We start from the raw sequence: 22,575 nt of genomic DNA, 5'->3' as shown, positions 1-22,575 counted from the left end.
CATGTTTATTTCCTATTCTTACTTAACGGCTTCCAGTGAAGCGATGTCGTTCACTGCTGCTGCATCAAGCGTTTTCACAATACGTTTAGTCAAACCAGTCAGTACTTTGCCTGGGCCAACTTCAAATAGTTTTTCAATGCCTTGTGCTGCCATCTTCTCCACGCCTTCTGTCCAGCGGACTGGGCTGTGCAGTTGACGAACCAATGCATCTTTGATTTTCGCTGGATCCGTTTCTGTCGCAACGTCCACGTTGTTAATCACTGGGATTTGCGGCGCGTTGAACTCAAGCGCTTCTAGCGCCACAGCCAGTTTTTCTGCTGCAGGTTTCATCAGCGCGCAGTGTGAAGGCACTGACACTGGCAGTGGCAATGCACGTTTCGCGCCCGCTTCTTTACACAGTGCGCCCGCGCGTTCTACCGCATCTTTCTGACCGGCAATGACCACTTGGCCTGGTGAGTTGAAGTTCACCGGAGACACCACGTCGCCTTGCGCAGCGTCTTCACACGCTTTGGCAATCGCCGCATCATCCAAACCGATGATCGCGTACATTGCGCCGGTTCCTGCAGGAACCGCTTCTTGCATCAGTTGACCACGCAGTTCGACCAATTTGATCGCGGCTTTAAAATCAATCACACCGGCACAAACCAGTGCAGAGTATTCACCAAGGCTGTGGCCTGCCAGCACTTCTGGCTGCTCAAGACCCAGCGCTTGCCATACACGCCAAATCGCCACAGAAGACGCCAGCAGTGCAGGTTGCGTACGGAAAGTCTGGTTGAGATCTTCAACAGGACCGTTCTGAACCAGTGCCCATAGGTCGTAACCCAGTGCGTCAGACGCTTCTGCGAAAGTTTGTTTAACTACGTCATACTGTTCGCCAAGCTCGGCAAGCATACCAACCGCTTGAGAACCTTGACCTGGAAATACGATAGCAAACTTGCTCATTGTTTTTTTCCTTAACTAAGAATGAATAAGGAGTCTGACGACCCCTTAACGTCTAATTTATTCTTGAGCGAGCGTTAGAACTTCACTAACGCAGAACCCCAGGTGAAACCACCACCAAAGGCTTCTAAAAGTAGCGTCTGACCCCGTTTGATCCGGCCATCACGTACCGCTTCGTCCAGTGCCGTCGGCACCGTTGCAGCAGACGTGTTCCCATGACGGTCCAACGTGATCACCACTTGATCCAGCGACATCGACAATTTTTTCGCCGTCGCAGAAATAATGCGATAGTTCGCTTGATGCGGTACCAACCAGTCTAGTTCAGACTTGTGCATATTGTTGGCTGCCAGCGTGTCTTTGACCAGTTTTGAAAGCTGCGTCACCGCCACTTTGAACACTTCGTTGCCGGCCATATATAGCCATTTGTCCACATCACCGCCACGCTCTGGTACTTCCAGGCTGAGCAGGTCGCCGAATTGACCATCAGCGTAAACATGAGTCGACAAAATGCCAGGTTCTTCACTGGCACCAACCACAACCGCACCCGCACCATCACCAAACAGGATAATAGTTGAGCGATCGGTTGGGTCACACGTTTTTGACAACGCATCAGCACCAATCACCAGCACGTTTTTACACATGCCCGATTTGATGTGTTGATCCGCGACTGACAATCCGTAGATAAAACCAGAACACGCTGCTGCAAGGTCAAACGCCGGGCAACCTTTAATGCCCAGTTTCGCTTGTACCTGACAGGCAGACGAAGGGAACGTGTGACTGCTACTGGTCGTGGCAAGGATGATTAAATCGATGTCGTTTTTATCAATGCCCGCCATCTCAATAGCGTTTTGCGCCGCGTAAAAGCCCATATCGGCAACGGTTTCATTATCTGCGGCAATACGACGCTCGCGAATACCAGTACGCGTGACAATCCACTCATCACTTGTATCTACCATTTTCTCTAAATCCGCGTTAGTACGCACCTGAGATGGCAGGTAGCTGCCTGTACCTAAAATTTTGCTATACATGAAGACTAATAATGCCTCTCGAGTAAAACCGCTTCCAAACGATCGCTTATACGGCTGGGTACTTGTCGTTTCACTTCATGTACCGCTTCAGAAATTGCATTCATGACAGCGGATACATCAGCACTTCCATGACTTTTAATGACAATGCCGCGCAATCCTAGCAAACTTGCACCGTTATACTGGTCGGGGTTCAATGTTTTTAGTTCAGTAAATAGATCAGAAAACAGCTTTCTGGCGATCCAACCCTTTATGGATGAGGCTAAAAACTTACTTTTTAACTTATCGATAAAGAGTTGTGCTGTCCCTTCACACGTCTTCAGACACACATTGCCGACAAAACCGTCACACACCACCACATCAGCAGCGTCTAACAGCAATTGGTTACCTTCAATATAACCGATAAAATTCACGGCTTGTGTCTGGTGCAACATTTCAGCACAACGTTTGACAAGATCATTACCTTTTATTTCCTCGGCACCGATATTTAAAATCGCGACCCGCGGCGGACGAGACAAATGCTGTTCGGCCAGCGCTGCGCCCATGACCGCAAATTGAAACAGCGAATCTGCATCACTGGAAACATTAGCGCCTAAGTCAAGCATCCAAGTTTTCCCACCGGATGCTGTCGGTAATGCCGACACCAACGCAGGCCGATCAATTCCCGGCAATAATTTGAGACGAAAACGGGAAAGGGCCATCAGCGCACCGGTATTTCCGGCACTGACGCATGCGTCGGCTTGCCCTTCAGCAACCAAATCAATGGCCATTCCCATGGAACTGCCTTGGCTGTTGCGAAGCGCTAAAGAAGGTTTCTCTGAGTTAGAGATGACTCGGTCACTGTGCAAAATACTCAAACGAGTATCTGGTTCGTAACCTAGAAGTGAAAGTTGATGGGCGATCGAAGTCTGATCACCAACGAGGGTCACTTTTAGCTCTGGGAAATGCGACAGTGCCTGCACGGCGGCAGGCACTGTGACGCGAGGACCGAAATCCCCGCCCATTGCATCAAGTGCAACGGTTAAATTATGCAAAGGTCAACCTTACTTGTTGATAACCTTTTTGCCACGGTAGTAACCGTCAGCAGTCACGTTGTGACGTAGGTGAGTTTCACCTGAAGTCGCATCTACAGATAGAGCAGCTGTAGTAAGCGCATCGTGTGAACGACGCATACCACGGCGTGAACGTGTTTTACGGTTTTGTTGTACGGCCATTGACCCTACTCCTATGTTGTTATTGCTTAAAGATTTACTTCTTTAAACTTTTTAGAACATCGAATGGATTCGGCTTGTCTTCCAACACTTCGTCTGGAAGTTCACCAAACACCATATTGTCTGAATTAACGCTACAATCCGCTTCGTCATGCATCGCTACTTGAGGCAAATTAATGATGAACTCGTCTTCAACTAACTGAATCAGGTCTACTTCACCGTACTCGTTTAGATCTACCAAATCATACTCGTCCGGTGCGTCTTCTTCACTTTTTGGCCCGAAGTACGGGGTGTAAGTGAATTCAACTTCACACTCGTGTGCAAAAACCTCATTACAGCGTTGACACTCTAAATCAACTTCGATGTTAGCTTTACCAGAGATAACAACGAGTCGCTGTTCATCAAGCCCAAATGACAATGAAACTTGTGCGTCGCGTTTAACGCCTGCAGTTGATTCCTCTAAGCGCTTGAAAAGACTCATTTGGATGATGCCATCGTAGTCAAGTCGTTTTGAAGCTGCTTTCGCCGGATCAACTGATCGCGGTATTTTTACCTTTTGCATAGGGCGCGAATATTATCTTCCAAAATAGGTTTAGTCAAAGAAAAAGGCAAAAAAGTTAGTTTTTTTTCCCTTTCCGCTGAGAGCATTATGAACAGCCAGTTTACTTGAGATATGCTGCTGCCAAACTCGCGATAATTGTAAATTAAAATGCAAAATTACCAACTAGTTTTAGCCTCAACCTCACCATTTCGTCAGCAGTTGCTGAGCAAGCTGCATCTGCCCTTTACCACCGCCACGCCCAATTGCGATGAAACGCCACTCGATGGCGAAACACCGCAACAATTGGTGATGCGATTGGCCGAAGGAAAAGCGCGCTCTTGCAATGTTTCGACGCCGAGTTTGGTGATCGGTTCCGACCAAGTGTGTGTGATCAACGGCCAGATCGTCGGTAAACCACACACCCGTGACAAAGCGATCGAACAATTGTTGAGTCAGAGCGGCCAAGCGATCACGTTTTATACAGGCCTCGCGCTCTACAACAGTGAAACGAATCAGGCACAAGTGGTGCTGGAGACTTTTACCGTTCATTTCCGTCATTTAAGCCGTGCGATGGTGACCCATTATGTGGATCAGGAGCAACCACTCAGCTGTGCTGGCAGCTTTAAAAGTGAAGGGTTAGGCATTGCGCTGTTTGAACGACTAGAAGGCGATGACCCGAACGCTTTGGTTGGTTTGCCATTGATTCGATTGGTGAAATTACTGGAAAACGAACAAGTTCGAGTCCTGTAAGCGTAAACCACCCCGCTTGAACACTCAGATTCTGCTGTGAAAGCAACATTCAGTTGAACAGCAGCATTCGCTTGAAAAGCAATTGCGCTAAAAAGAAAAGGCTTGTCTTGCAACAAGCCTTTGAAGGTTTATGCCGATTGGCGCATCTTCGCCAACGCTTTTTCCAGCTTCGCATCGAGCGGGGCATTGATTTCCATCTTTTCACCGCTGGCTGGATGCGTGAACTGAATGTTAGCCGCATGCAGGAACAAGCGATCAATACCAAACTGCGCCGTGTAGGCATCAAAGCGGCGATCGCCATAGCGATCATCCCACGCAATTGGGTGGCCCACATATTGCGTATGCACACGAATCTGGTGAGTACGCCCAGTGATTGGACTCGCCTGCACCAGCGTTGCATCGGCAAACTTCTCTAGAATTTTAAAGCGCGTTTCGGACGGTTTCCCATTCGGGTTCACGCGCACAATGCTGTTGACTTCATTTTTGAGCAGCGGTGCATTGACCACTTTACACTGACTCTTCCACTCCCCCATCACCAGCGCAAAGTAATACTTCTGCACGGTTTTCTCACGGAACTGACTTTGCAGTTGACGCAGTGCCGAACGCTTTTTGGCGATCAACAAAATCCCTGAGGTATCGCGGTCGATACGGTGCACCAGTTCCAGAAAACGTGCTTGCGGACGCAGCGCACGCAGCGCTTCGATGGCACCAAACTTCAGCCCACTGCCTCCATGCACCGCCGTGCCGGACGGTTTATTGAGTACCAGCATGTGGTCGTCTTCATACAGAATGCAGTGCTCCAGCTCCGCCACTTTGTTCAGCTTGGTGCTCGGTGCCGCCACTTCGTCCTCTTTAACGTCTATTGTCACCGGAGGAACGCGGACAATGTCACCCGCTTCTAGCTTGTATTCTGCTTTGACGCGTTTTTTGTTCACGCGCACTTCCCCTTTGCGTAGAATTCGATAAACCACGCTTTTCGGGATACTTTTTAATTGGTTGCGCAAAAAGTTATCAATGCGCTGACCAGCCATGTCTTCATCGATATCGATGAACTGGACTTGGGTTCTCATTTCGCTCATGGCGGCTATTCTAACCGTAATAGGATGAAAATCACATTTTTCTTCGTAACAGGAAAACCAGCTTTTCAGCTTAAAATTTGCTCTAAATCGCCGAAATTCACATCAAGTTAACCCCTTGCGTTGGAAAATCGGCGTTGTTTTATTGATAAAATTCAAAATTTGTCAGCAATTTTCTCTGAGAATATTCAGCGTTCACTGACATTTTTTGTACAGAGTCTTAAAATTTTAAGCGCTTTCTTATAAAGCCGATTGCTGAGTTTACCAGTCACTGCTATAGTTCACAGCTGCAATAATCGAACAGGTGATAAATTAATTTGACCGTTCTTTTAATGCAGTTTTAATGAGTAGTCAGCTAAACACCAATGTGCAGCACGTGGCGTAAGACACCATTGGTGAAGGCTTCTTGTTGCTCTACTCATCGTCATTTCATGTTGAGTACCCTCCGCCTCTATGCGGATCACAGGCGTGTTTCACGCTTGTGATGACTGACGTGCCCCAGAGCATCCCCTCCAGCCGGGAGGCTGTATTGAATAAGCCATGGGATCAGGCACCGTGAAAACGAAGCAAAGGCAGCAAGAACAATAATCAAAATGAAAGAAAGAAAACGAGATTTTTAAATGAAAAGAATGTTAATTAACGCAACTCAAAAAGAAGAGTTGCGTGTCGCGTTGGTAGATGGCCAGCGACTTTTCGATTTGGATATCGAAAGTCCAGGACATGAATCCAAAAAAGCGAATATCTACAAAGGACGCATCACCCGCATTGAACCAAGTCTGGAAGCAGCATTCGTCGATTACGGCGCTGAACGACACGGTTTCCTCCCCCTCAAAGAAATTGCCCGCGAATACTTCCCTGAAGGTTATAGCTACCAAGGCCGTCCAAGCATTAAAGAAGTGCTGAATGAAGGCCAAGAAGTGATCGTGCAAGTTGAAAAAGAGGAACGCGGTAGCAAAGGTGCAGCCCTCACCACTTTTATCTCTCTTGCTGGCAGCTACCTGGTCCTGATGCCAAACAACCCTCGCGCCGGTGGTATTTCACGCCGTATCGAAGGGGATGAGCGTACAGAACTTAAATCGGCGTTAAGCACACTGGAACTGCCGCAAGGCATGGGCCTAATTGTGCGTACCGCTGGTGTGGGTAAAAGCGGCGAAGAGCTTGAGTGGGACTTGAATGTTTTGTTGAACCACTGGAGTGCGATCAAACAAGCGTCGGATTCAAACCCTGCGCCATTTTTGATCCACCAAGAAAGTAACGTCATCGTTCGTGCGATTCGTGACTACTTGCGCCGTGATATCGGTGAAATCCTGATCGACAGCAACACCATCTACGAACGCGCACTTGAGCACATCCGCCTCGTCCGTCCTGACTTCGTTAACCGTGTTAAGAAATACGACGGCGAAGTGCCACTGTTCAGCCACTTCCAAATCGAAAGCCAGATTGAATCCGCGTTCCAACGCGAAGTTCGCCTGCCTTCCGGTGGTTCGATTGTCATCGACCCAACCGAAGCCCTGACCTCTATCGATATCAACTCTGCCCGCGCAACCAAAGGTGGTGATATCGAAGAAACCGCACTGAACACAAACTTAGAAGCTGCAGACGAAATTGCTCGCCAACTACGCCTGCGTGACCTCGGTGGCCTCGTTGTTATCGACTTTATCGATATGACTCCAGTTCGCCACCAACGTGAAGTGGAAAACCGTCTGCGTGAAGCTGTACGTGTCGACCGCGCTCGCGTGCAAATCGGCCGTATTTCCCGCTTTGGTCTGTTGGAAATGTCGCGTCAGCGTCTCAGCCCATCACTGGCTGAAGCCAGCCATCACATCTGTCCTCGTTGTACTGGTACGGGTGTGATTCGTGATAACGAATCTCTGGCTCTGTCTGTGCTGCGTTTGATCGAAGAAGAAGCTCTGAAAGACAACACCTCGCAAGTTTTGGCGGTTGTGCCTGTCTCGATTGCATCTTACCTGTTGAACGAAAAACGTCGCTCGGTGAACCACATTGAACGCACTCAGGATGTGAAAATCACGGTTGTGCCAAACTCCGACATGGAAACGCCTCATTTTGAAGTGGTCCGTGTACGTGATGGCGAAGAGCAGAACATTCTGTCTTACCTGATCCCTCGCAAACTGGAAGCAATGAAAGAAGCCGAAGGGAAAGAGCCAACTGAAACGGAAGTCAAACCGAAGCGTATTGAAGAACCTGTACTGAAAGGTTTTGCTGCGCCAGCTCAAACGGCTCCAGCACCTGCGCCAACACCAAAACCTCAGGTTGAACAACCTCAGGAAGTGAAGGAAGAAAAACCAGGTCTGTTTGGCCGCTTCTTGAAAGCCCTGTCAGGACTGTTCGCAGCACCTGCAGAAGCACCGAAGAAAGAAGAGCAAGATCAGCCGAAAGCGAAAGGCAACGATGACCGTAATAAGTCGTCTCAGCCTCGTCGTGAACGCAATGATCGTCGTCGTAACTCTCGCGACAAGAACAAGCGTAAGCCAAACGACGACGCGAAAGAAAGAACCAACGAGAACAAAGCCGCGGATAAAGACGCGCCAAATTCTCGCAAGCAGCAAGAGCGTAAGCCGAAGCAAGAGCGTACAGAACGCAACGACCGCAATGAGCGTAATGAGCGCGGCGACCGTAACGAACGCGGTGATCGCAACGAACCTCGTCGCAATAACAAACGTGACGATGCGAAATCAGCCAAGCTGATGGAACAAGGTCGTCAGCTCGCGGCAGATGCACAACAAGACCCAACCGATGCCCCTCGCGCCGAAGCGAAGGAAGAAAAAGCAGCGGTGGTGAAAGAACGTCGTCAACGTCGTAAACTGACCAAGCAAATTCGCGTCAAAGATCAGCAAGCCGCTGAACTGGAAGCGAAGAATGACACTGCGCCAGTGGCTGACAAAGCCGTTGAGTCGGTGAAAGACATCAACACTGATGTGGCTGCAAACGAAGCGCAAGACACTGAAAAAGATGAACAGAAGCAGCGTCGTAACCGTCGCTCGCCTCGCCACCTGCGTGCAAGTGGTCAGCGTCGTCGTCGTGGTCGCGACCGTCGTCCAAACCCATTCCGTCTGCGTAAAGGTGGCGTTGCGTCACCAGAAATGGCAATGGGTAAAGTGATGCCGCGTTATGATCTGGCAAAACCAGCTCAGAAAGCCGCGAAAGTCGACGAAGCACCTGCAGCAGCCGTGAGCGTCGCACTCGGTGGCTTTGCTTGTCCAGAAATGGCCATGGGCAAAGTGATCATTCGTCGCGAAGTGCCTCAAGCGGTTGTTGAAGCTGAAGTTGTTGTTGAAGCGCCAGTTGAAGCAGTCAGCACTCCTGTCGTCGAAGCGCCGGTAGCAGTCGCTGATGTGGTCACGCCATCTGACGTGGTTGAAAGCGTTGATGCTGAAGTCGTCGCAGCACCTAAAGCGGCACAGGAGCCAAATGTTCAAGCGTCTGTTGTTGAATCCGTGAATGTGGCTGAATCCGTTGATGTGGTTGAAACCGTTGAAACAGCACCAGCTGTAAAAGCGGCAATCGAGCCCGCACCTCAACCTGCCCCTAAAGCAGCACCAGTGGCGAAGCCAACGGTGAAAGCGGCCATGACATCAGGCCATGCTTCTGCACCAATGGCAAAAGCACCTGGCTCCAAAGAGCTGAAAGAAATCGCGGTCGTGGCAGCGCCATTCCGCACTGAGCGCTACCAACCAATCGGCGCAGGCAGCCAAGCTGCTCGCAATCAAGCCGGTGCAGCGATGGCTAAACCTCAGTCTTTCTAAGCGACGCGACGTCCGTCATACAAAAAAGCCCACCTTTCGGTGGGCTTTCTTTTGGGCTTAAAACGCGTAATTCAAACTGATGGTGCTGTAGATTTCATCATGGCTCTTGCCCGCAGCCACTTGCGAGTTGTAGATATATTCGGTATCAAGTACCAACGCCAGTTTTTCAGCCAGCTTGTTCTTTAAGAAGGCATTTGCCGTGGTCGTGGTGTTGGAATCACCATAGTCGACACGCACACCCGCCCCGACATTCATGGCATCAGACAATTGCGTGTTGCCATTGGCAAACGCGTTCGCAATCACTTCATCCTGACTTTCGTTCGCTTTTGTTTTATCAAACGCTTGGCGTTTTGAATAACGGAAACCCGGACCCGCACCAATTTCCAGTTTTGAGGTGCCATCATCAATCAGTGTTTGACCAATACCACCGACGATCAAGGCCTGATGACGGTACGTGGCATACTGATCGTGTTCGTACTTCGCATTGCTAAACAAAAAGGTGTCATTCGATACGGTGTGTTTAATGTCGTAGATGATGCGGTACTTGTTGGTGCCATCATCGTCAGATTGATGAGAATAGTAGGTCGCCAAAGACAATTGCTGGGTTTGCTTTTCTTGCTCGTATTTCAAACTAGCGCCGGAGTTCACCGACATCGATGTGCTGTCGGTTTTCGAATAAATAAAGCCCAATTTGGCATCACCACTGAACTGACCTGCATTGCTATCGACATCAGATCCAGACTCCGCAGCCAATGCATGAAAAGAACAGACACTCAGCAGTGCCGTGAGAGTGATCACGTTACCGGTCGTCGGCATAACAAATCTCCAACTGAAAAAATAAAGTGACCAGTATATGACGTAGAGCACACTATTCGGTTAGCCGATCGTAAAATTTTCAGTTAAATCATTAACAAAACTCACAAACATCCAGCCTTGCTATGGCTGAATACGGGATATTTATCCGGTTAATTGTTGAACTTAATCACACTATTCAGTACCATTCGCCGACTTAAAACACGACACCAATCTGCTGCGACTCATTTTTTGTCACAATTTCGGCCTGTCACTGGTGATCGTTCACCACACCTGCAAGGGGCTAATATTCAGCACAGAGCATGTGTCTCCATTCATTTAACGACAGCGAAAACTGAATACTCATGTTTGAATTTCCACAATTTTCTAAGCATTCGGTCAAAAATGACGTGCTATCGGGTTTAACCGTCGCATTGGCATTGGTTCCCGAAGCCGTTGCATTTGCCTTCGTGGCGGGTGTGGATCCGATGGTCGGTCTCTATGCCGCCTTTATCGTTGGTCTGGTCACCTCAATTTTTGGCGGACGTCCAGGCATGATCTCCGGTGCAACCGGCGCCATGGCCGTCGTGATGGTCAGCCTGGTGGCAACCCATGGCGTTCAATACTTGTTTGCTGCCATTTTATTTGCCGGCATTCTACAAATTGCCGCGGGCTTGTTTAAATTGGGCAAATTCATTCGAATGGTGCCTCACCCCGTGATGATCGGCTTTGTGAACGGCTTGGCGATTGTGATTTTCCTTGCGCAGTTAGGCCAATTTAAAGCGCCGGATCTCAACGGCATGCTGACGTGGTTGCCACAAGACCAAATGCTACTGATGCTCGGCTTGGTCGCTTTGACCATGGCCATCATCTATTTCCTCCCCAAGATCACCACTGCAATCCCATCGTCATTGGCGGCAATTGTGACCATTACACTGCTGGTGCAAGGCCTCGGGTTGGAAACACGCACCGTGGTCGATTTCCTACGCGCCATGTCGGGTAATGAGGCAGCCACGCTGGCAGGTAATCTGCCAAGCTTCTCGATTCCAAATGTGCCGATGACATTGGAAACGCTGCAAATTATTCTGCCTTACGCCGTTATTCTCGCGGCCATTGGCCTGATCGAATCCCTGCTGACCCTGACCGTGTTGGACGAAATGACCAATACCCGTGGCCAATCAAACCGCGAGTGTATGGGGCAAGGTCTGGCGAACATCACCTGTTCCATGTTTGGTGCCATGGGGGGCTGCGCGATGATCGGTCAATCAATGATTAACGTCAATTCCGGTGGACGTGGCCGCTTGTCCGGTATCGTTGCCGCCGTCATGCTGCTGGTCTTCATCCTGTTTGCATCTTCTTTGATTGAGATGATCCCACTGGCGGCGCTGGTTGGAGTGATGTTTATGGTGGTGATCGGCACATTCGAGTGGGCCACTTTCAAACTGGCGCGCCGTGTGCCAAAGCAGGATTTCTTTGTGATCGTGCTGGTGACCATTGTCACCGTGTTTACCGATTTGGCGATTGCGGTCGCGGTGGGTGTGATTGCCTCGGCACTGATGTTTGCTTGGGAACATGCAAAACACATTTACGCCAGCAGCCACCTCAACGAGGAAGGCTCTAAGGTATACCAAATTCATGGCCCGATTTTCTTTGGCTCAGCCGCGAACTTCCTCGAACTGTTTGACGCCCAAAACGATCCAAGTGACGTGATTGTTGATTTTGCCCACTCACGCGTGGCCGATCATTCAGCAATTGAAGCGATTGAAACGGTTGCCGAACGTTATGCCAGCTTAGGTAAAACGCTGCATCTGCGTCACCTCAGCCAAGATTGCCGCGCTCTGCTACAAAAAGCGGGTAGCTTAGTAGAAATCAACGTCAAAGAAGACCCTAGCTACAAAGTTGCCACCGATGTGTTGGCTGGCTAAGTCGCATTCTGCACAACCCTGAACCCCAAAGCCTCTCATTCGAGAGGCTTTTTTATGGCTGCTGCTTTATTGGTCATGATTTAACTTGCTGATACCGCATAGCTTTCATAGCATAGTGCCCTCGCCCTCTCCTCGGACACATCATCATGACATGGATTTTCTTCACCTTTCTTGCCGCCTTCATGCAATCTTGGCGGAACGCCTTTCAAAGTCGCCTCGCTGGTGACGTGAAGACCGCCGGTGTCACACTGGCACGATTTATCTGGGCAAGCCCTTTGGCTGCGCTCTACTTGATTACCTTGTATCAAATTGAACCGGTTGAATTGCCATCGTTTAGTCACACGTTTATCGGCTTCATCGTTGGTGCAGCGGTGATGCAAATTCTCGCCACTGCATTGATGGTGAAGCTGTTCAAATTCAATAATTACGCAGTCGGGGCAGGCTTAGCCAAAAGCGAAGCGTTGGTCGCCGCCGTGCTCGGCATGTTGTTCTTTGGAACACATTTGAATCTTCTGGGTTGGATTGGCGTGTTGTTGGGTGGCATTGGTGTTTTTATGCTGAGCGCGCAAGGCGGCTTTCGCCAACTTTCGCTGCCGACGATTTTACTCGGGTTAGGCAGTGGCAGTGCTTTTGCGCTCACCTCGCTGTGGGTGCGCGAAGCAAGTTTAGCACTGGGTCTCCCCTTTCCACACAGTGCGGCATGGGTATTACTGCTGGTGATTTCGCTGCAAACCCTGCTATTGGTAGGCTATTTGTTCGCACGTGACATCAATACACTGAAAGCATTGTGGTCAAAGCCGAAACTCACTCTGCTAACCAGCATGAGCAGTTGCATCGGTTCGATGGGATGGTTCAGTGCCATGTCACTGCAAGCTGTACCATACGTGAAAACGTTGGGTCAGGTTGAAATCTTTTTCACCATGTTGATTTCGATATTCTGGCTAAGGCAACGCGTTCGCATTAAAGATGGGTTGGGGCTAATTTTGGTTGCGCTGGCTGCGGTATTGGTGATGTGGACTTAACGCATCATCCATTTGCACGTCCATGCACGCCACGTCATCAGGTTTTAGCACAGCGATAAAAAAGCCCCACCAAACGGTGGGGCTTGAATTTTCCCGATAATAAGTTTCGTGCTAGCGAAAACTTATCTCATTACGCTTCAGCTTTGTCTTTCTTCGCTTTAGGCGCTGCTTTCGCTGCTTCTTGGTCTGCACGTTTCTTGATAACGGTAGTGCCTTCGAAAGTTTCACCTTCAACGAAAGGTTTACCGTAGTAAGACGCTAGCAGAACTTCTTTCAGCTCGCTGATGAGAGGGTAACGTGGGTTCGCACCAGTACATTGGTCATCGAACGCTTCAACCGCTAGTTCATCAACTTTCGCTAGGAAGTCAGCTTCGTTAACGCCAGCTGCTTGAATTGACGCTGGGATATCCAGTGCCAGTTTCAACTCTTCCAACCAACCTAGCAGACGCTCAATTTTCTGAGCAGTGCGGTCGCCTGGTTTAGACAGACCCAAGTGGTCAGCAACTTCAGCGTAGCGACGACGTGCTTGTGGGCGGTCGTATTGAGAGAACGCAGTTTGTTTAGTTGGGTTGTCATTCGCGTTGTAACGAACCACGTTTGCCATCAGCAGTGAGTTTGCCAAGCCGTGAGGCAGGTGGAACTCAGCACCCAGTTTGTGCGCCATTGAGTGACATACACCCAAGAATGCGTTCGCAAAGGCCACACCCGCGATAGTCGCTGCGTTGTGTACTTTTTCACGAGCGATTGGATCTTTCGCACCGTTTGCGTAGCTTGATGGCAGGTATTCTTTCAGCAGTTTCAGTGCTTGCAGTGCCTGACCGTCAGAGTATTCGTTCGCTAGAACAGATACGTATGCTTCCAGAGCGTGAACGACTGCATCGTAACCACCGAAGGCAGTCAGAGACTTAGGCATGTTCATCACAAGGTTCGCATCAACGATAGCCATGTTTGGTGTCAGTTCGTAGTCAGCCAGTGGGTATTTCGCACCAGTTTCATCGTCAGTTACCACAGCGAATGGTGTCACTTCTGAACCTGTACCTGATGTGGTTGTGATACAAACCAATTCAGCTTTTTGACCCATTTTAGGGAACTTGTAGATACGTTTACGGATGTCCATAAAGCGCATTGCTAGTTCTTCGAAGTGAGTTTCTGGGTGCTCGTACATAACCCACATGATCTTCGCAGCATCCATTGGTGAACCACCACCTAGCGCTAGAATCACGTCTGGTTGGAAGCTACGCATTTGCTCTGCGCCTTTCTTCACGATAGTCAGCGTTGGATCGGCTTCCACTTCGTAGAATGTGGTCACTTCCATGCCTTGCGCTTTCAGCAGGCTCACTACTTCATCTGCGTAACCGTTGTTGAATAGGAAACGGTCAGTAACAAGGAACGCGCGTTTCTTACCTTCTAGATCGCCCAGAGCGACTGGAAGGCTACCACGACGGAAGTAGATTGATTTAGGTAGTTTGTGCCACAACATGTTTTCAGCTCGCTTCGCAACAATTTTCTTGTTGATAAGGTGTTTAGGACCTACGTTCTCAGAGATAGAGTTACCACCCCAAGAACCACAACCTAGCGTCAGAGATGGCGCAACGTTGAAGTTGTATAGGTCACCGATACCACCGTGAGTGGTCGGGATGTTCACCAGAATACGAGCTGTTTTCAGACGGTCACCGAAGTAACGGATACGGTCTGCGTTCACGTCTTGGTCAGTGTATAGGCCTGAAGTATGGCCGATACCGCCGATTTCAACCATTTTCACTGCTTGGTCAACCGCGTTTTCGAAAGAAGTTGCGCGGAACATACCCAGTGTTGGAGACAGTTTTTCGTGAGCGAATTCGTCGTCGTAAGACACTTCACCGATACCTTCACCAACAAGGATCTTCGTATCAGCTGGCACTTTAACGCCTGCCATTTCAGCAATCTTAGTTGCTGGTTGGCCTACGATTTTCGCGTTCAAAGCGCCATCAATCAGAAGCACTTTACGTACTTTGTCTGCATCTGCTTTGCTCAGGACGTGTGCTTTGTGAGTCGCGAAACGCTCTTTCACTTCGTCGTACACTTCGTCCATCACGATGACAGCTTGCTCAGAAGCACACACAACGCCGTTGTCGAATGTTTTAGACATCAGTACTGAAGCAACTGCACGTTTGATGTCAGCCGTTTCATCGATCACAACAGGAACGTTACCTGCACCTACACCGATTGCTGGTTTACCTGAAGAATAAGCCGCTTTCACCATGCCTGGACCACCAGTTGCAAGGATCAGAGCGATACCTTCGTGTTTCATCAGTGCGTTAGACAGTTCCACAGATGGCTCATCAATCCAGCCGATGATGTCTTTTGGCGCGCCAGCTGCAACAGCGGCGTCTAGAACCAGTTTAGCGGCATCGTTGGTTGAGTGTTTAGCACGTGGGTGTGGCGAGAAGATAATACCGTTACGAGTTTTCAGAGAAATCAGTGATTTGAAAATCGCAGTTGAAGTTGGGTTGGTGGTTGGAACAATACCACAGATGATACCTACAGGCTCAGCGATGGTCATGGTACCCATGCTGTCGTCTTCTTCAAGAACGCCGCAAGTCTTTTCATCTTTGTACTTGTTGTAGATGTACTCAGATGCAAAGTGGTTTTTGATTACTTTGTCCTCAACAATACCCATGCCTGATTCTGCTACCGCTTGTTGCGCTAGAGGAATACGAGCTTGGTTAGCTGCCAAAGATGCTGCACGGAAGATTTTGTCGACTTGCTCTTGAGAGTAGGTCGCAAATTCTGCTTGTGCCGCTTTCACGCGAGCAACAAGAGCATCTAGTTCAGCCAGGTTAGTTACAGGCATAATGAATCTCCTAAAATAGAAAAACGTTAAAAACTCTTTATTAAGTATGCGTCCCTGAGTTTTTCTTACTTGGTCAACGGTTAATCTAATCGACAGACTTAGTAAATTGCTTTCATGGCTGAGTATAATATTTCACTGTGTGAAAAAAATTGACTCAGATCAGTTATGAAAAATTAATTACCCCTCTAGGGGTATAAGCCAACACAAAAAGCACCTAAGCAACTGAATAACAACACAAATAAAAACCATTTTTTCGATGACAAAAAACACATCAACGAACAAGTAAAACTAAAAAAACTACAACACTTTGTAAAAAAGTTTCATTTATAAACAACAACACTACGTGTAACCGCCGTTTAATGTGCTACTAAGAGTATATCTTGCGCCACTTCCCCCACCACCGCCACGCTCTTTTTTTACAAAAAATGTGCTGATGTTAACAAAGTCAGCGGAAGACATACGCAATAAGCACAATAGTGAAACATGTTGATTGCAACATTTGCCCATGATTAGTTTTTTTAAATCATAGAACCAAAAAAGCGATACTTTTTTTCATTCGTCCTTTTGCTATCTTTGACTTACATTACGCTTGCTTCATTTCAATCCCATGATCGCCAAGAGACCGTTTAATGCATTTTGAGTTTGCTATCTTTCTACAGTTTTTTTTAGGACTGGTTGCCGCTGTGAACCCAGTGGGCATCATGCCGGTGTTTGTTTCGCTCACCGGTCACATGACACCGGAAGAAAAAAACAAAATCGCGCGTACAGCCAACATTGCCGTGGCCGTCATTTTAATTACGGCGCTGTTGGGCGGTCAGATGTTGCTGGATATGTTCAGCATTTCGCTCGACTCGTTTCGCGTCGCCGGTGGTTTACTACTACTGAGTATCGCCTTCTCCATGATGAGCGGTAAGCTGGGTGAAGATAAACAGAACAAACAGGAAAAATCGGAATACATCAGCCGTGAACAAATCGGTGTGGTGCCTTTGGCGATGCCCCTAATGGCGGGACCAGGTGCCATCAGTTCGACCATTGTCTATGGGTCACGTTACCCTGCGATGATCGACACAGCCGGCATCATCCTGACGATTGTGGTATTCAGCGTTGCTTCGTGGCTGCTGTTTCGCTCTGCGCCATATATTGTGCGTTTGCTCGGGCAGACGGGCATCAACGTGATCACCCGTATCATGGGTCTGATTCTGGGTGCATTGGGCATCGAATTTATCACCAATGGTTTGCGTAGCCTGTTTCCAGGGTTAGCGTAATCGCAAATGAGGCGTTATGATATTGCAACTGATGAAACTGGTTGCAATATCATGTCCAACAAGACGCTTAAACATCATCTTTATGTCATTATTTTTGGGACTTACACGCGAGGCGGTCGAATTTTCGATATCACGCTGATTGCCGCGATTCTCACGTCCATCGTCGCACTCATTCTCGATTCCATTCCCGATATTTCCGCAGTGTGGAAAACTGAAATTCGTTACATCGAATATTTCTTCACGGCGCTGTTTACGATCGAATACTTACTGCGTCTCTACTGCTCACCCAAGCCGACTGCGTATGCCAAAAGCTTCTACGGTGTGATTGATTTGCTGGCGATCTTACCCACTTACTTTGCGCTGCTGTTTCCGTCTGCAACGTTTATGGGTGCCATTCGTTTGCTACGCGTCATGCGTATCTTTCGAATTCTAAAGCTGGTGCGTTACCTGCAAGACTCCAATATATTGATGCGCTCGCTACTTGCTGCGCGCCGAAAGGTACTGATTTTCTTCAGTACTGTGGCGGTTTTGGTGACGATCTTTGGTTCGTTGGTGTATGTCATTGAAGGGCCAGAAAACGGCTTTACCAGCATTCCGCAAAGTATTTACTGGGCCATCGTCACCATCACAACGGTCGGTTATGGCGACGTTGCACCTCAAACGGCACTGGGCAAAGCGGTGGCATCACTGACCATGCTACTGGGTTATTCGATTCTGGCAGTACCAACTGGGATCATTACCGCCGAACTCAACCAAGAGATGAACTCCCACCGCTCGCTGGTGAAATGCCCCAACTGCTCACAAGCCGGCCATGAAGCCGATGCGATGTATTGCAAACATTGCGGCAGTGAATTGGCAGAGCCGGATAAACGGGTGGTACCGGTCGTCAATGGGCTCGAAACGTTAGAAGAAAATAAAGCGCCGTAAAGGCGCTTTATTATTATTTTTATACGTTAGAGCAGAGCGGGATTTATTGCTTTTCAGCAAGGATGATGCGCAGTGTACGACGCAGTGGCTCCGCCGCGCCCCACAACAGTTGGTCACCCACGGTGAATGCGTTGAGGAAGTCATCACCCATCGACATTTTACGCAAACGGCCGACTGGCACGGACAAAGTGCCCGTCACTTTCGCAGGGCTCAGTTCACGCGCGGTAATGTCACGCTCGTTCGGAATCACTTTCACCCAATCGTTGTGCGTTGCAATCATCTCTTCGATTTCATCAAGCGGCACATTTTGTTTCAGCTTGATGGTCAGCGCTTGAGAGTGACAACGCATCGCACCAATACGGACACATGTCCCGTCGATTGGCACAGGCGAGTTTTGTGAACCTAGAATCTTGTTCGCTTCCACGCCGGCTTTCCACTCTTCTTTGCTTTGACCGTTGTCGCGTTTCACGTCGATCCAAGGAATCAACGACCCGGCTAGCGGAACGCCAAACTGGTCGGTTGGGAAGCTCGATGAGCGCATGGTTTCTGCCACTTTCTGGTCGATGTCCAGAATGGAACTTGACGGATTGGCCAGCTCAGAGCTCACCGCATCGTTGATCACGCCCATTTGCGAAATCAATTCACGCATGTTTTGCGCGCCTGCACCGGAAGCAGCTTGGTAAGTCATGGCGCTCATCCATTCAACCAGGCCGCGTTCAAACAGACCGCCGAGGCCCATCAACATCAAGCTCACGGTACAGTTGCCGCCAACAAATGTGTTGGTGCCGCCGTGAATGCCTTGTTGAATTTGCGCCAAGTTGACTGGATCCAGAGTAATGATGGAGTCTTTGTCCATGCGAAGTGTGGAGGCCGCATCAATCCAGTCGCCTTTCCAGCCAGCTTGACGCAGCGCTGGGTACACCTTTTCAGTGTAGCTGCCGCCTTGACACGTGATCACCGCATCCAGCTGTTTCAGGCTATCAATATCAAACGCGTCTTGCAGTAGACCAGCTTCCTTACCAAAGTTTGGCGCAGGGATACCAATTTGTGACGTACTGTAGAAAACAGGATCGATCAGGTCAAAATCACGCTCTTCAACCATTCGCTGCATCAGTACAGAACCAACCATACCACGCCAACCCACTAAACCTACTCTCATCGCACTAACTCTCCGTGTATTCCAGTTAAAAATTCAATCCATCATCTATAAGTGGTTCAGGATAAAATCTCAAGCCTTTATTCAGAAAAGTCGTAAGTTTTTCTTTCGTCGCACCGCGATACACAACGATTTCGCCGGCAAACTGCTAAAAGCGTTAAATTTGTTAATTCTTCAGCCTTTGGTAATCAAATCTTCACTTAACTACTTACACTTTGTTACACGCATTTTTCACATTACAAATCTTTTTGTTTCAAATCATTTGCTCAAATACAACATTTAAACCCACCAATTAACCACCATAACGACACAAATCACACCAATTGAGTTTAATGTCGATATATTATTCCAACTCATGTACAGTTCCGCGCAACTGATAAGGATGTTTTCCCCTCCTTAGCACAACTACCCGATAACCCGATAAGAGGTTCTTAGAATGACTCAAGCCCCCAAACGCTTGCCCAGCTTGGTACAAGTTATTGTATCGCTCGGTCTGTTTTTACTATTGGCTTTTTCGTTTACTGCTAAGTTCGATCTACCGATTCAGCTGGCCTTATACATTGGCTGGTTCATTATTTTTGTATTAGGTGTCCGCCTTGGTCACAAATACCAAGAACTAGAAAAAGCGGCACTTAGCGGCATTTCTAACGGTTTAGGTGCAGTTTTAATACTTTTAGCCGTGGGTGCGCTGGTCGGAACCTGGATTTCCGGCGGGATTGTGCCGACGATCATTTACTACGGTCTGCAAGCGATCCACCCTTCTATCTTCTTGCTGGCGACCATGGTGATCTGTTCTCTGACTGCGCTGGCTACCGGTACCTCTTGGGGTGCTGCGGGTACCGCCGGTATTGCGATGATGGGGATCGGCCAAGGCCTTGGCGTTCCTGCACCAATTACGGCGGGTGCGGTTCTGTCTGGCTGTTACTTTGGTGACAAAATGTCGCCTCTGTCAGACTCTGTGATTCTGGCCTCGTCCATGTCGAACGTTGAAGTCATGGAACACATCAAAGGCATGCTGCCGATCGCGCTGATCAGCTACATCATCACCGGTATCATGTTTACACTGTTTGGTTTCCACTACGCAGGCAACGTCGATATGTCACAGGTTCAGTCGGTGATTAACGCGATGGAAACGCAGTTCTACATCACGCCATATTCGTTTATTCCTGTCCTGATTGTGTTGGGCTTGCTGGCCATGCGTATGCCATCTTTCCCGGTGATCAGCTTCGGTTCGCTGCTGGGTATCGTTTGGGCGGTGATGATTCAGGACGTCGACTTCCTGCAAGCATTCAACACGGCATGGGCACCATTCCACATTGAATCTGGCGTGGATTTCATTGATGCGATTCTAAACCGTGGTGGTATGTCGTCTATGCTGGGTTCAGTGGCGGTCATCGTATTCGGTCTTGGTTTTGGTGGTTTGCTGGATAAAGTGGGCGTGCTGGAAACCATCGCGAAACTGTTCGAACGCCGCGTCACAAGCCCAGGCTCACTGGCAACCAGCACCATCGGTACGGCATTTATGGGGAACGTGTTTGGTTCTGCGATGTACGTGTCCCTGATCCTGACCCCAAAAATCTGTGCGAAGAACTACGACCGTCTGGGTTACAAACGTAAAAACTTGTCTCGTAACGCCGAGTTTGGTGGCACGCTCACCTCCGGCATGGTGCCTTGGAGTGACAACGGCATTTACATGGCGAGTATTCTTGGCGTGGCAACCCTCTCCTACGCGCCGTTCATGTGGCTCAGCTTCGTGTGTATCATCGTGACCATTTTCACCTCTTACATGGGTTGGTTTGTCGATAAATGCGAACCAACCGCAGAGGCTACGTTGGAAGAGGAAGCGGCGCTGGCATTGCAAAAGCAATCGGCTTAATCCGTACCAACTGATCCAATAAAAACAGAGCGCGAATTTCGCGCTCTGTTTGTTTCTCGCTCTATTGATATCTGCAGTGTCTTATCTCTGCACGGTTTTATCTCTGCACTGTCTCGCCGCCTTTACTCACCGTCGTCTCTATCCGACACATGCCGAAAAGCAGCGCATCTTGAAAACCCAAATGCGTTGAAAGCCGTTAACTCGCCCGCTTGTTCAGAAAATAACGCGCACTTTCAATAGTCTGCTTCAGATGAGCACTCAACTTCTGTAGGTCCGATTCCGTCGGTTGCGAGCCGTGTTTCAGTTTCATCTCAATCGCCAACGCCACATCACGTAATCCATCGGCGCCTAAATTTCCCGCCACCCCTTTCAAGCTGTGCGCCTTACGCAATGCCGCTTCCGAATCCGTCCTCAACAACTGGCGCAACCCCTCATCATCGTTGCGATGATCTTCGATGAACACCTCCAGTAGCATGTGAACCGAGTCGTAATCGTCGTTCAATGAAGAGAGCATGCGCTGAATGTTGATGGCCGCCCCCTCTTCAATGACCACCTCCGGTTCAAACGTTGGGTTGATGGGGGTCACCACCGGCGTGGGACTTTCCGTCATCACCAGCGCAGGTTCAGCCACGGGAACAGCTTGCAATTTGGCGTGCCATTTTTCACGGCGCATCGCCAAAATCACCAGCAACAGCATGGCGACAGCGCTACTAAGCATGCTCAGGATCGTCAGCGTTTTAAAGCGTTCTTCATATTGCGTGTTGGCCGACATGATCTCGTTGTGCACGCGATGACGCAGCAGTTTATCGACCAAATTGTCGCCTTCCGCATAGTGACTCAGCAAGGTAGAAACGCGAGCCAGCGTGCGTTGCAAATTGTCTTTGGCTTCCGTAGGCAAGGATTCGGATTGTTTCAGCAAGGCATCAAAGGTGCGGTAGAGTTCAGGGCTGCGCGCGCCTTCGGTGTACAGCGCTTGCAAGACGAAAGCGCCAATTTTGAGGTAATCGGCCTGCACGTCGGGTTGGTGTGCATAGCGTTCTCGCAACGCCTGCAACTGCTCGACTAACTCGTTAATCGACAATTCCACGGCAAGAAAACTTCGCGTCTGCTCGATAAAGCGATCTGTCACATATAACGTTTGCGTTAAGTCGGGCTGAAACCAATTGGAATCTGAATCGGCTTCGAGCTGCAACCGCAATGAGTAAATCACTTGAATATTGAGCGCCAGATCATTGGCACGTGTGGTTCGGTATGGCGACTGAAAGTAGAGGGTATTGCGCAAACCATCTACACTATTTTCAAGTTCATTCAGATTGCGACTGGTCACTTCTAGCGCGCGGTATTGCAACAGCACCGCCAACATGACGACGCCCCACACGACAATCACCGCAAGATCCAACCTGTTTTTTAGCCATCCACTGATTCGGTTTGCGCTCATCCCTGCTCTCTGCACTGTATTTGTGATTCAATACA

The 22,575-nt window shown here is 49.1% G+C and carries 17 protein-coding genes; 7 read left to right on the top strand and 10 right to left on the bottom strand.

The features are described 5' to 3' along the window. Positions 1 to 18 precede the first annotated feature (18 nt). The 5 genes from fabD to yceD form a co-directional block, all read right to left on the bottom strand. Positions 19 to 942: an ACP S-malonyltransferase gene (fabD, locus tag ACF8PK_RS03625; RefSeq protein WP_392440094.1), complete on the bottom strand. Its 924-nt coding sequence runs from the start codon at positions 940 to 942 to the stop codon at positions 19 to 21. Between the two features lie 74 nt (positions 943 to 1,016). Further along, on the bottom strand, positions 1,017 to 1,967 hold the full coding sequence (locus ACF8PK_RS03620) for a beta-ketoacyl-ACP synthase III (RefSeq protein ID WP_014204676.1): 951 nt from the start codon (positions 1,965 to 1,967) through the stop codon (positions 1,017 to 1,019). A 5-nt stretch (positions 1,968 to 1,972) separates the two neighbouring features. Continuing rightward, positions 1,973 to 2,998, bottom strand: coding sequence for a phosphate acyltransferase PlsX (gene plsX / locus ACF8PK_RS03615; protein WP_014204675.1), 1,026 nt, complete (start codon positions 2,996 to 2,998; stop codon positions 1,973 to 1,975). A gap of 9 nt (positions 2,999 to 3,007) precedes the next feature. Beyond that, entirely contained in the window at positions 3,008 to 3,178 is a 171-nt protein-coding gene (rpmF, locus tag ACF8PK_RS03610) for a 50S ribosomal protein L32 (RefSeq protein WP_014204674.1), read from the bottom strand. Between the two features lie 34 nt (positions 3,179 to 3,212). Continuing rightward, a complete protein-coding gene (yceD, locus tag ACF8PK_RS03605; RefSeq protein WP_041942505.1) occupies positions 3,213 to 3,737 on the bottom strand; it encodes a 23S rRNA accumulation protein YceD in 525 nt (174 codons plus the stop codon). Between the two features lie 147 nt (positions 3,738 to 3,884). Here yceD and ACF8PK_RS03600 point away from each other — a divergent pair, with 147 nt between their 5' ends. Then, positions 3,885 to 4,466 (top strand): nucleoside triphosphate pyrophosphatase, encoded by a 582-nt coding sequence (locus tag ACF8PK_RS03600; RefSeq protein ID WP_238770711.1) that lies wholly within the window; start codon positions 3,885 to 3,887, stop codon positions 4,464 to 4,466. Positions 4,467 to 4,594: 128 nt separating this feature from the next. On the opposite strand, the gene rluC is transcribed toward ACF8PK_RS03600, so the two are convergent. Next, positions 4,595 to 5,545 carry a 23S rRNA pseudouridine(955/2504/2580) synthase RluC gene (gene rluC, locus ACF8PK_RS03595; protein WP_014204671.1) on the bottom strand — a complete coding sequence of 317 codons (951 nt, stop codon included), beginning with the start codon at positions 5,543 to 5,545 and terminating at the stop codon, positions 4,595 to 4,597. A 617-nt stretch (positions 5,546 to 6,162) separates the two neighbouring features. On the opposite strand from rluC, the gene rne reads away from it, so the two are divergent. Continuing rightward, positions 6,163 to 9,306, top strand: coding sequence for a ribonuclease E (gene rne / locus ACF8PK_RS03590; protein ID WP_392440090.1), 3,144 nt, complete (start codon positions 6,163 to 6,165; stop codon positions 9,304 to 9,306). Between the two features lie 57 nt (positions 9,307 to 9,363). On the opposite strand, the gene ACF8PK_RS03585 is transcribed toward rne, so the two are convergent. Next, entirely contained in the window at positions 9,364 to 10,122 is a 759-nt protein-coding gene (locus tag ACF8PK_RS03585) for a YdiY family protein (RefSeq protein WP_004724200.1), read from the bottom strand. A gap of 341 nt (positions 10,123 to 10,463) precedes the next feature. On the opposite strand from ACF8PK_RS03585, the gene ACF8PK_RS03580 reads away from it, so the two are divergent. Both ACF8PK_RS03580 and ACF8PK_RS03575 read left to right on the top strand, forming a co-directional pair. Beyond that, entirely contained in the window at positions 10,464 to 12,023 is a 1,560-nt protein-coding gene (locus tag ACF8PK_RS03580; RefSeq protein ID WP_392440088.1) for a SulP family inorganic anion transporter, read from the top strand. A gap of 146 nt (positions 12,024 to 12,169) precedes the next feature. Next, on the top strand, positions 12,170 to 13,045 hold the full coding sequence (locus tag ACF8PK_RS03575) for a multidrug transporter (RefSeq protein ID WP_392440086.1): 876 nt from the start codon (positions 12,170 to 12,172) through the stop codon (positions 13,043 to 13,045). 130 nt (positions 13,046 to 13,175) lie between these two features. On the opposite strand, the gene adhE is transcribed toward ACF8PK_RS03575, so the two are convergent. Next, the gene (gene adhE / locus ACF8PK_RS03570) at positions 13,176 to 15,878 is read right to left on the bottom strand and encodes a bifunctional acetaldehyde-CoA/alcohol dehydrogenase (protein ID WP_004724197.1); all 2,703 of its coding nucleotides are present in this window, start codon (positions 15,876 to 15,878) and stop codon (positions 13,176 to 13,178) included. Positions 15,879 to 16,507: 629 nt separating this feature from the next. On the opposite strand from adhE, the gene ACF8PK_RS03565 reads away from it, so the two are divergent. Both ACF8PK_RS03565 and ACF8PK_RS03560 read left to right on the top strand, forming a co-directional pair. Beyond that, positions 16,508 to 17,143 carry a YchE family NAAT transporter gene (locus tag ACF8PK_RS03565; RefSeq protein ID WP_014204666.1) on the top strand — a complete coding sequence of 212 codons (636 nt, stop codon included), beginning with the start codon at positions 16,508 to 16,510 and terminating at the stop codon, positions 17,141 to 17,143. Between the two features lie 51 nt (positions 17,144 to 17,194). Beyond that, complete coding sequence (locus ACF8PK_RS03560) at positions 17,195 to 18,070, top strand: ion transporter (RefSeq protein ID WP_014204665.1); 876 nt, start codon at positions 17,195 to 17,197, stop codon at positions 18,068 to 18,070. Positions 18,071 to 18,113: 43 nt separating this feature from the next. Here ACF8PK_RS03560 and asd read toward each other — a convergent pair whose 3' ends face one another. After that, positions 18,114 to 19,229 carry an aspartate-semialdehyde dehydrogenase gene (gene asd, locus ACF8PK_RS03555; protein ID WP_392440083.1) on the bottom strand — a complete coding sequence of 372 codons (1,116 nt, stop codon included), beginning with the start codon at positions 19,227 to 19,229 and terminating at the stop codon, positions 18,114 to 18,116. Between the two features lie 433 nt (positions 19,230 to 19,662). On the opposite strand from asd, the gene nhaC reads away from it, so the two are divergent. Further along, positions 19,663 to 21,102 (top strand): Na+/H+ antiporter NhaC, encoded by a 1,440-nt coding sequence (gene nhaC / locus ACF8PK_RS03550; RefSeq protein WP_004724193.1) that lies wholly within the window; start codon positions 19,663 to 19,665, stop codon positions 21,100 to 21,102. 196 nt (positions 21,103 to 21,298) lie between these two features. Here nhaC and ACF8PK_RS03545 read toward each other — a convergent pair whose 3' ends face one another. After that, entirely contained in the window at positions 21,299 to 22,540 is a 1,242-nt protein-coding gene (locus tag ACF8PK_RS03545; RefSeq protein ID WP_392440081.1) for an Hpt domain-containing protein, read from the bottom strand. Between the last annotated feature and the right edge of the window lie 35 nt (positions 22,541 to 22,575).

The sequence above is a fragment of the Vibrio sp. CJQ_6 genome (assembly GCF_043106745.1).
Taxonomy (GTDB): Bacteria; Pseudomonadota; Gammaproteobacteria; order Enterobacterales; family Vibrionaceae; genus Vibrio; species Vibrio furnissii.
This window is presented reverse-complemented; position numbering and strand designations above follow the sequence as displayed.

Excerpts from the sequence above, each read along its gene's own strand:
- fabD (WP_392440094.1), bottom strand. The coding sequence starts at position 942 with ATGAGCAAGTTTGCTATCGTATTTCCAGGTCAAGGTTCTCAAGCGGTT.
- ACF8PK_RS03620 (WP_014204676.1), bottom strand. The coding sequence starts at position 1,967 with ATGTATAGCAAAATTTTAGGTACAGGCAGCTACCTGCCATCTCAGGTG.
- rpmF (WP_014204674.1), bottom strand. The coding sequence starts at position 3,178 with ATGGCCGTACAACAAAACCGTAAAACACGTTCACGCCGTGGTATGCGT.
- yceD (WP_041942505.1), bottom strand. The coding sequence starts at position 3,737 with ATGCAAAAGGTAAAAATACCGCGATCAGTTGATCCGGCGAAAGCAGCT.
- ACF8PK_RS03600 (WP_238770711.1), top strand. The coding sequence starts at position 3,885 with ATGCAAAATTACCAACTAGTTTTAGCCTCAACCTCACCATTTCGTCAG.
- rluC (WP_014204671.1), bottom strand. The coding sequence starts at position 5,545 with ATGAGCGAAATGAGAACCCAAGTCCAGTTCATCGATATCGATGAAGAC.
- rne (WP_392440090.1), top strand. The coding sequence starts at position 6,163 with ATGAAAAGAATGTTAATTAACGCAACTCAAAAAGAAGAGTTGCGTGTC.
- ACF8PK_RS03585 (WP_004724200.1), bottom strand. The coding sequence starts at position 10,122 with ATGCCGACGACCGGTAACGTGATCACTCTCACGGCACTGCTGAGTGTC.
- ACF8PK_RS03580 (WP_392440088.1), top strand. The coding sequence starts at position 10,464 with ATGTTTGAATTTCCACAATTTTCTAAGCATTCGGTCAAAAATGACGTG.
- ACF8PK_RS03575 (WP_392440086.1), top strand. The coding sequence starts at position 12,170 with ATGACATGGATTTTCTTCACCTTTCTTGCCGCCTTCATGCAATCTTGG.
- adhE (WP_004724197.1), bottom strand. The coding sequence starts at position 15,878 with ATGCCTGTAACTAACCTGGCTGAACTAGATGCTCTTGTTGCTCGCGTG.
- ACF8PK_RS03565 (WP_014204666.1), top strand. The coding sequence starts at position 16,508 with ATGCATTTTGAGTTTGCTATCTTTCTACAGTTTTTTTTAGGACTGGTT.
- ACF8PK_RS03560 (WP_014204665.1), top strand. The coding sequence starts at position 17,195 with ATGTCCAACAAGACGCTTAAACATCATCTTTATGTCATTATTTTTGGG.
- asd (WP_392440083.1), bottom strand. The coding sequence starts at position 19,229 with ATGAGAGTAGGTTTAGTGGGTTGGCGTGGTATGGTTGGTTCTGTACTG.
- nhaC (WP_004724193.1), top strand. The coding sequence starts at position 19,663 with ATGACTCAAGCCCCCAAACGCTTGCCCAGCTTGGTACAAGTTATTGTA.
- ACF8PK_RS03545 (WP_392440081.1), bottom strand. The coding sequence starts at position 22,540 with ATGAGCGCAAACCGAATCAGTGGATGGCTAAAAAACAGGTTGGATCTT.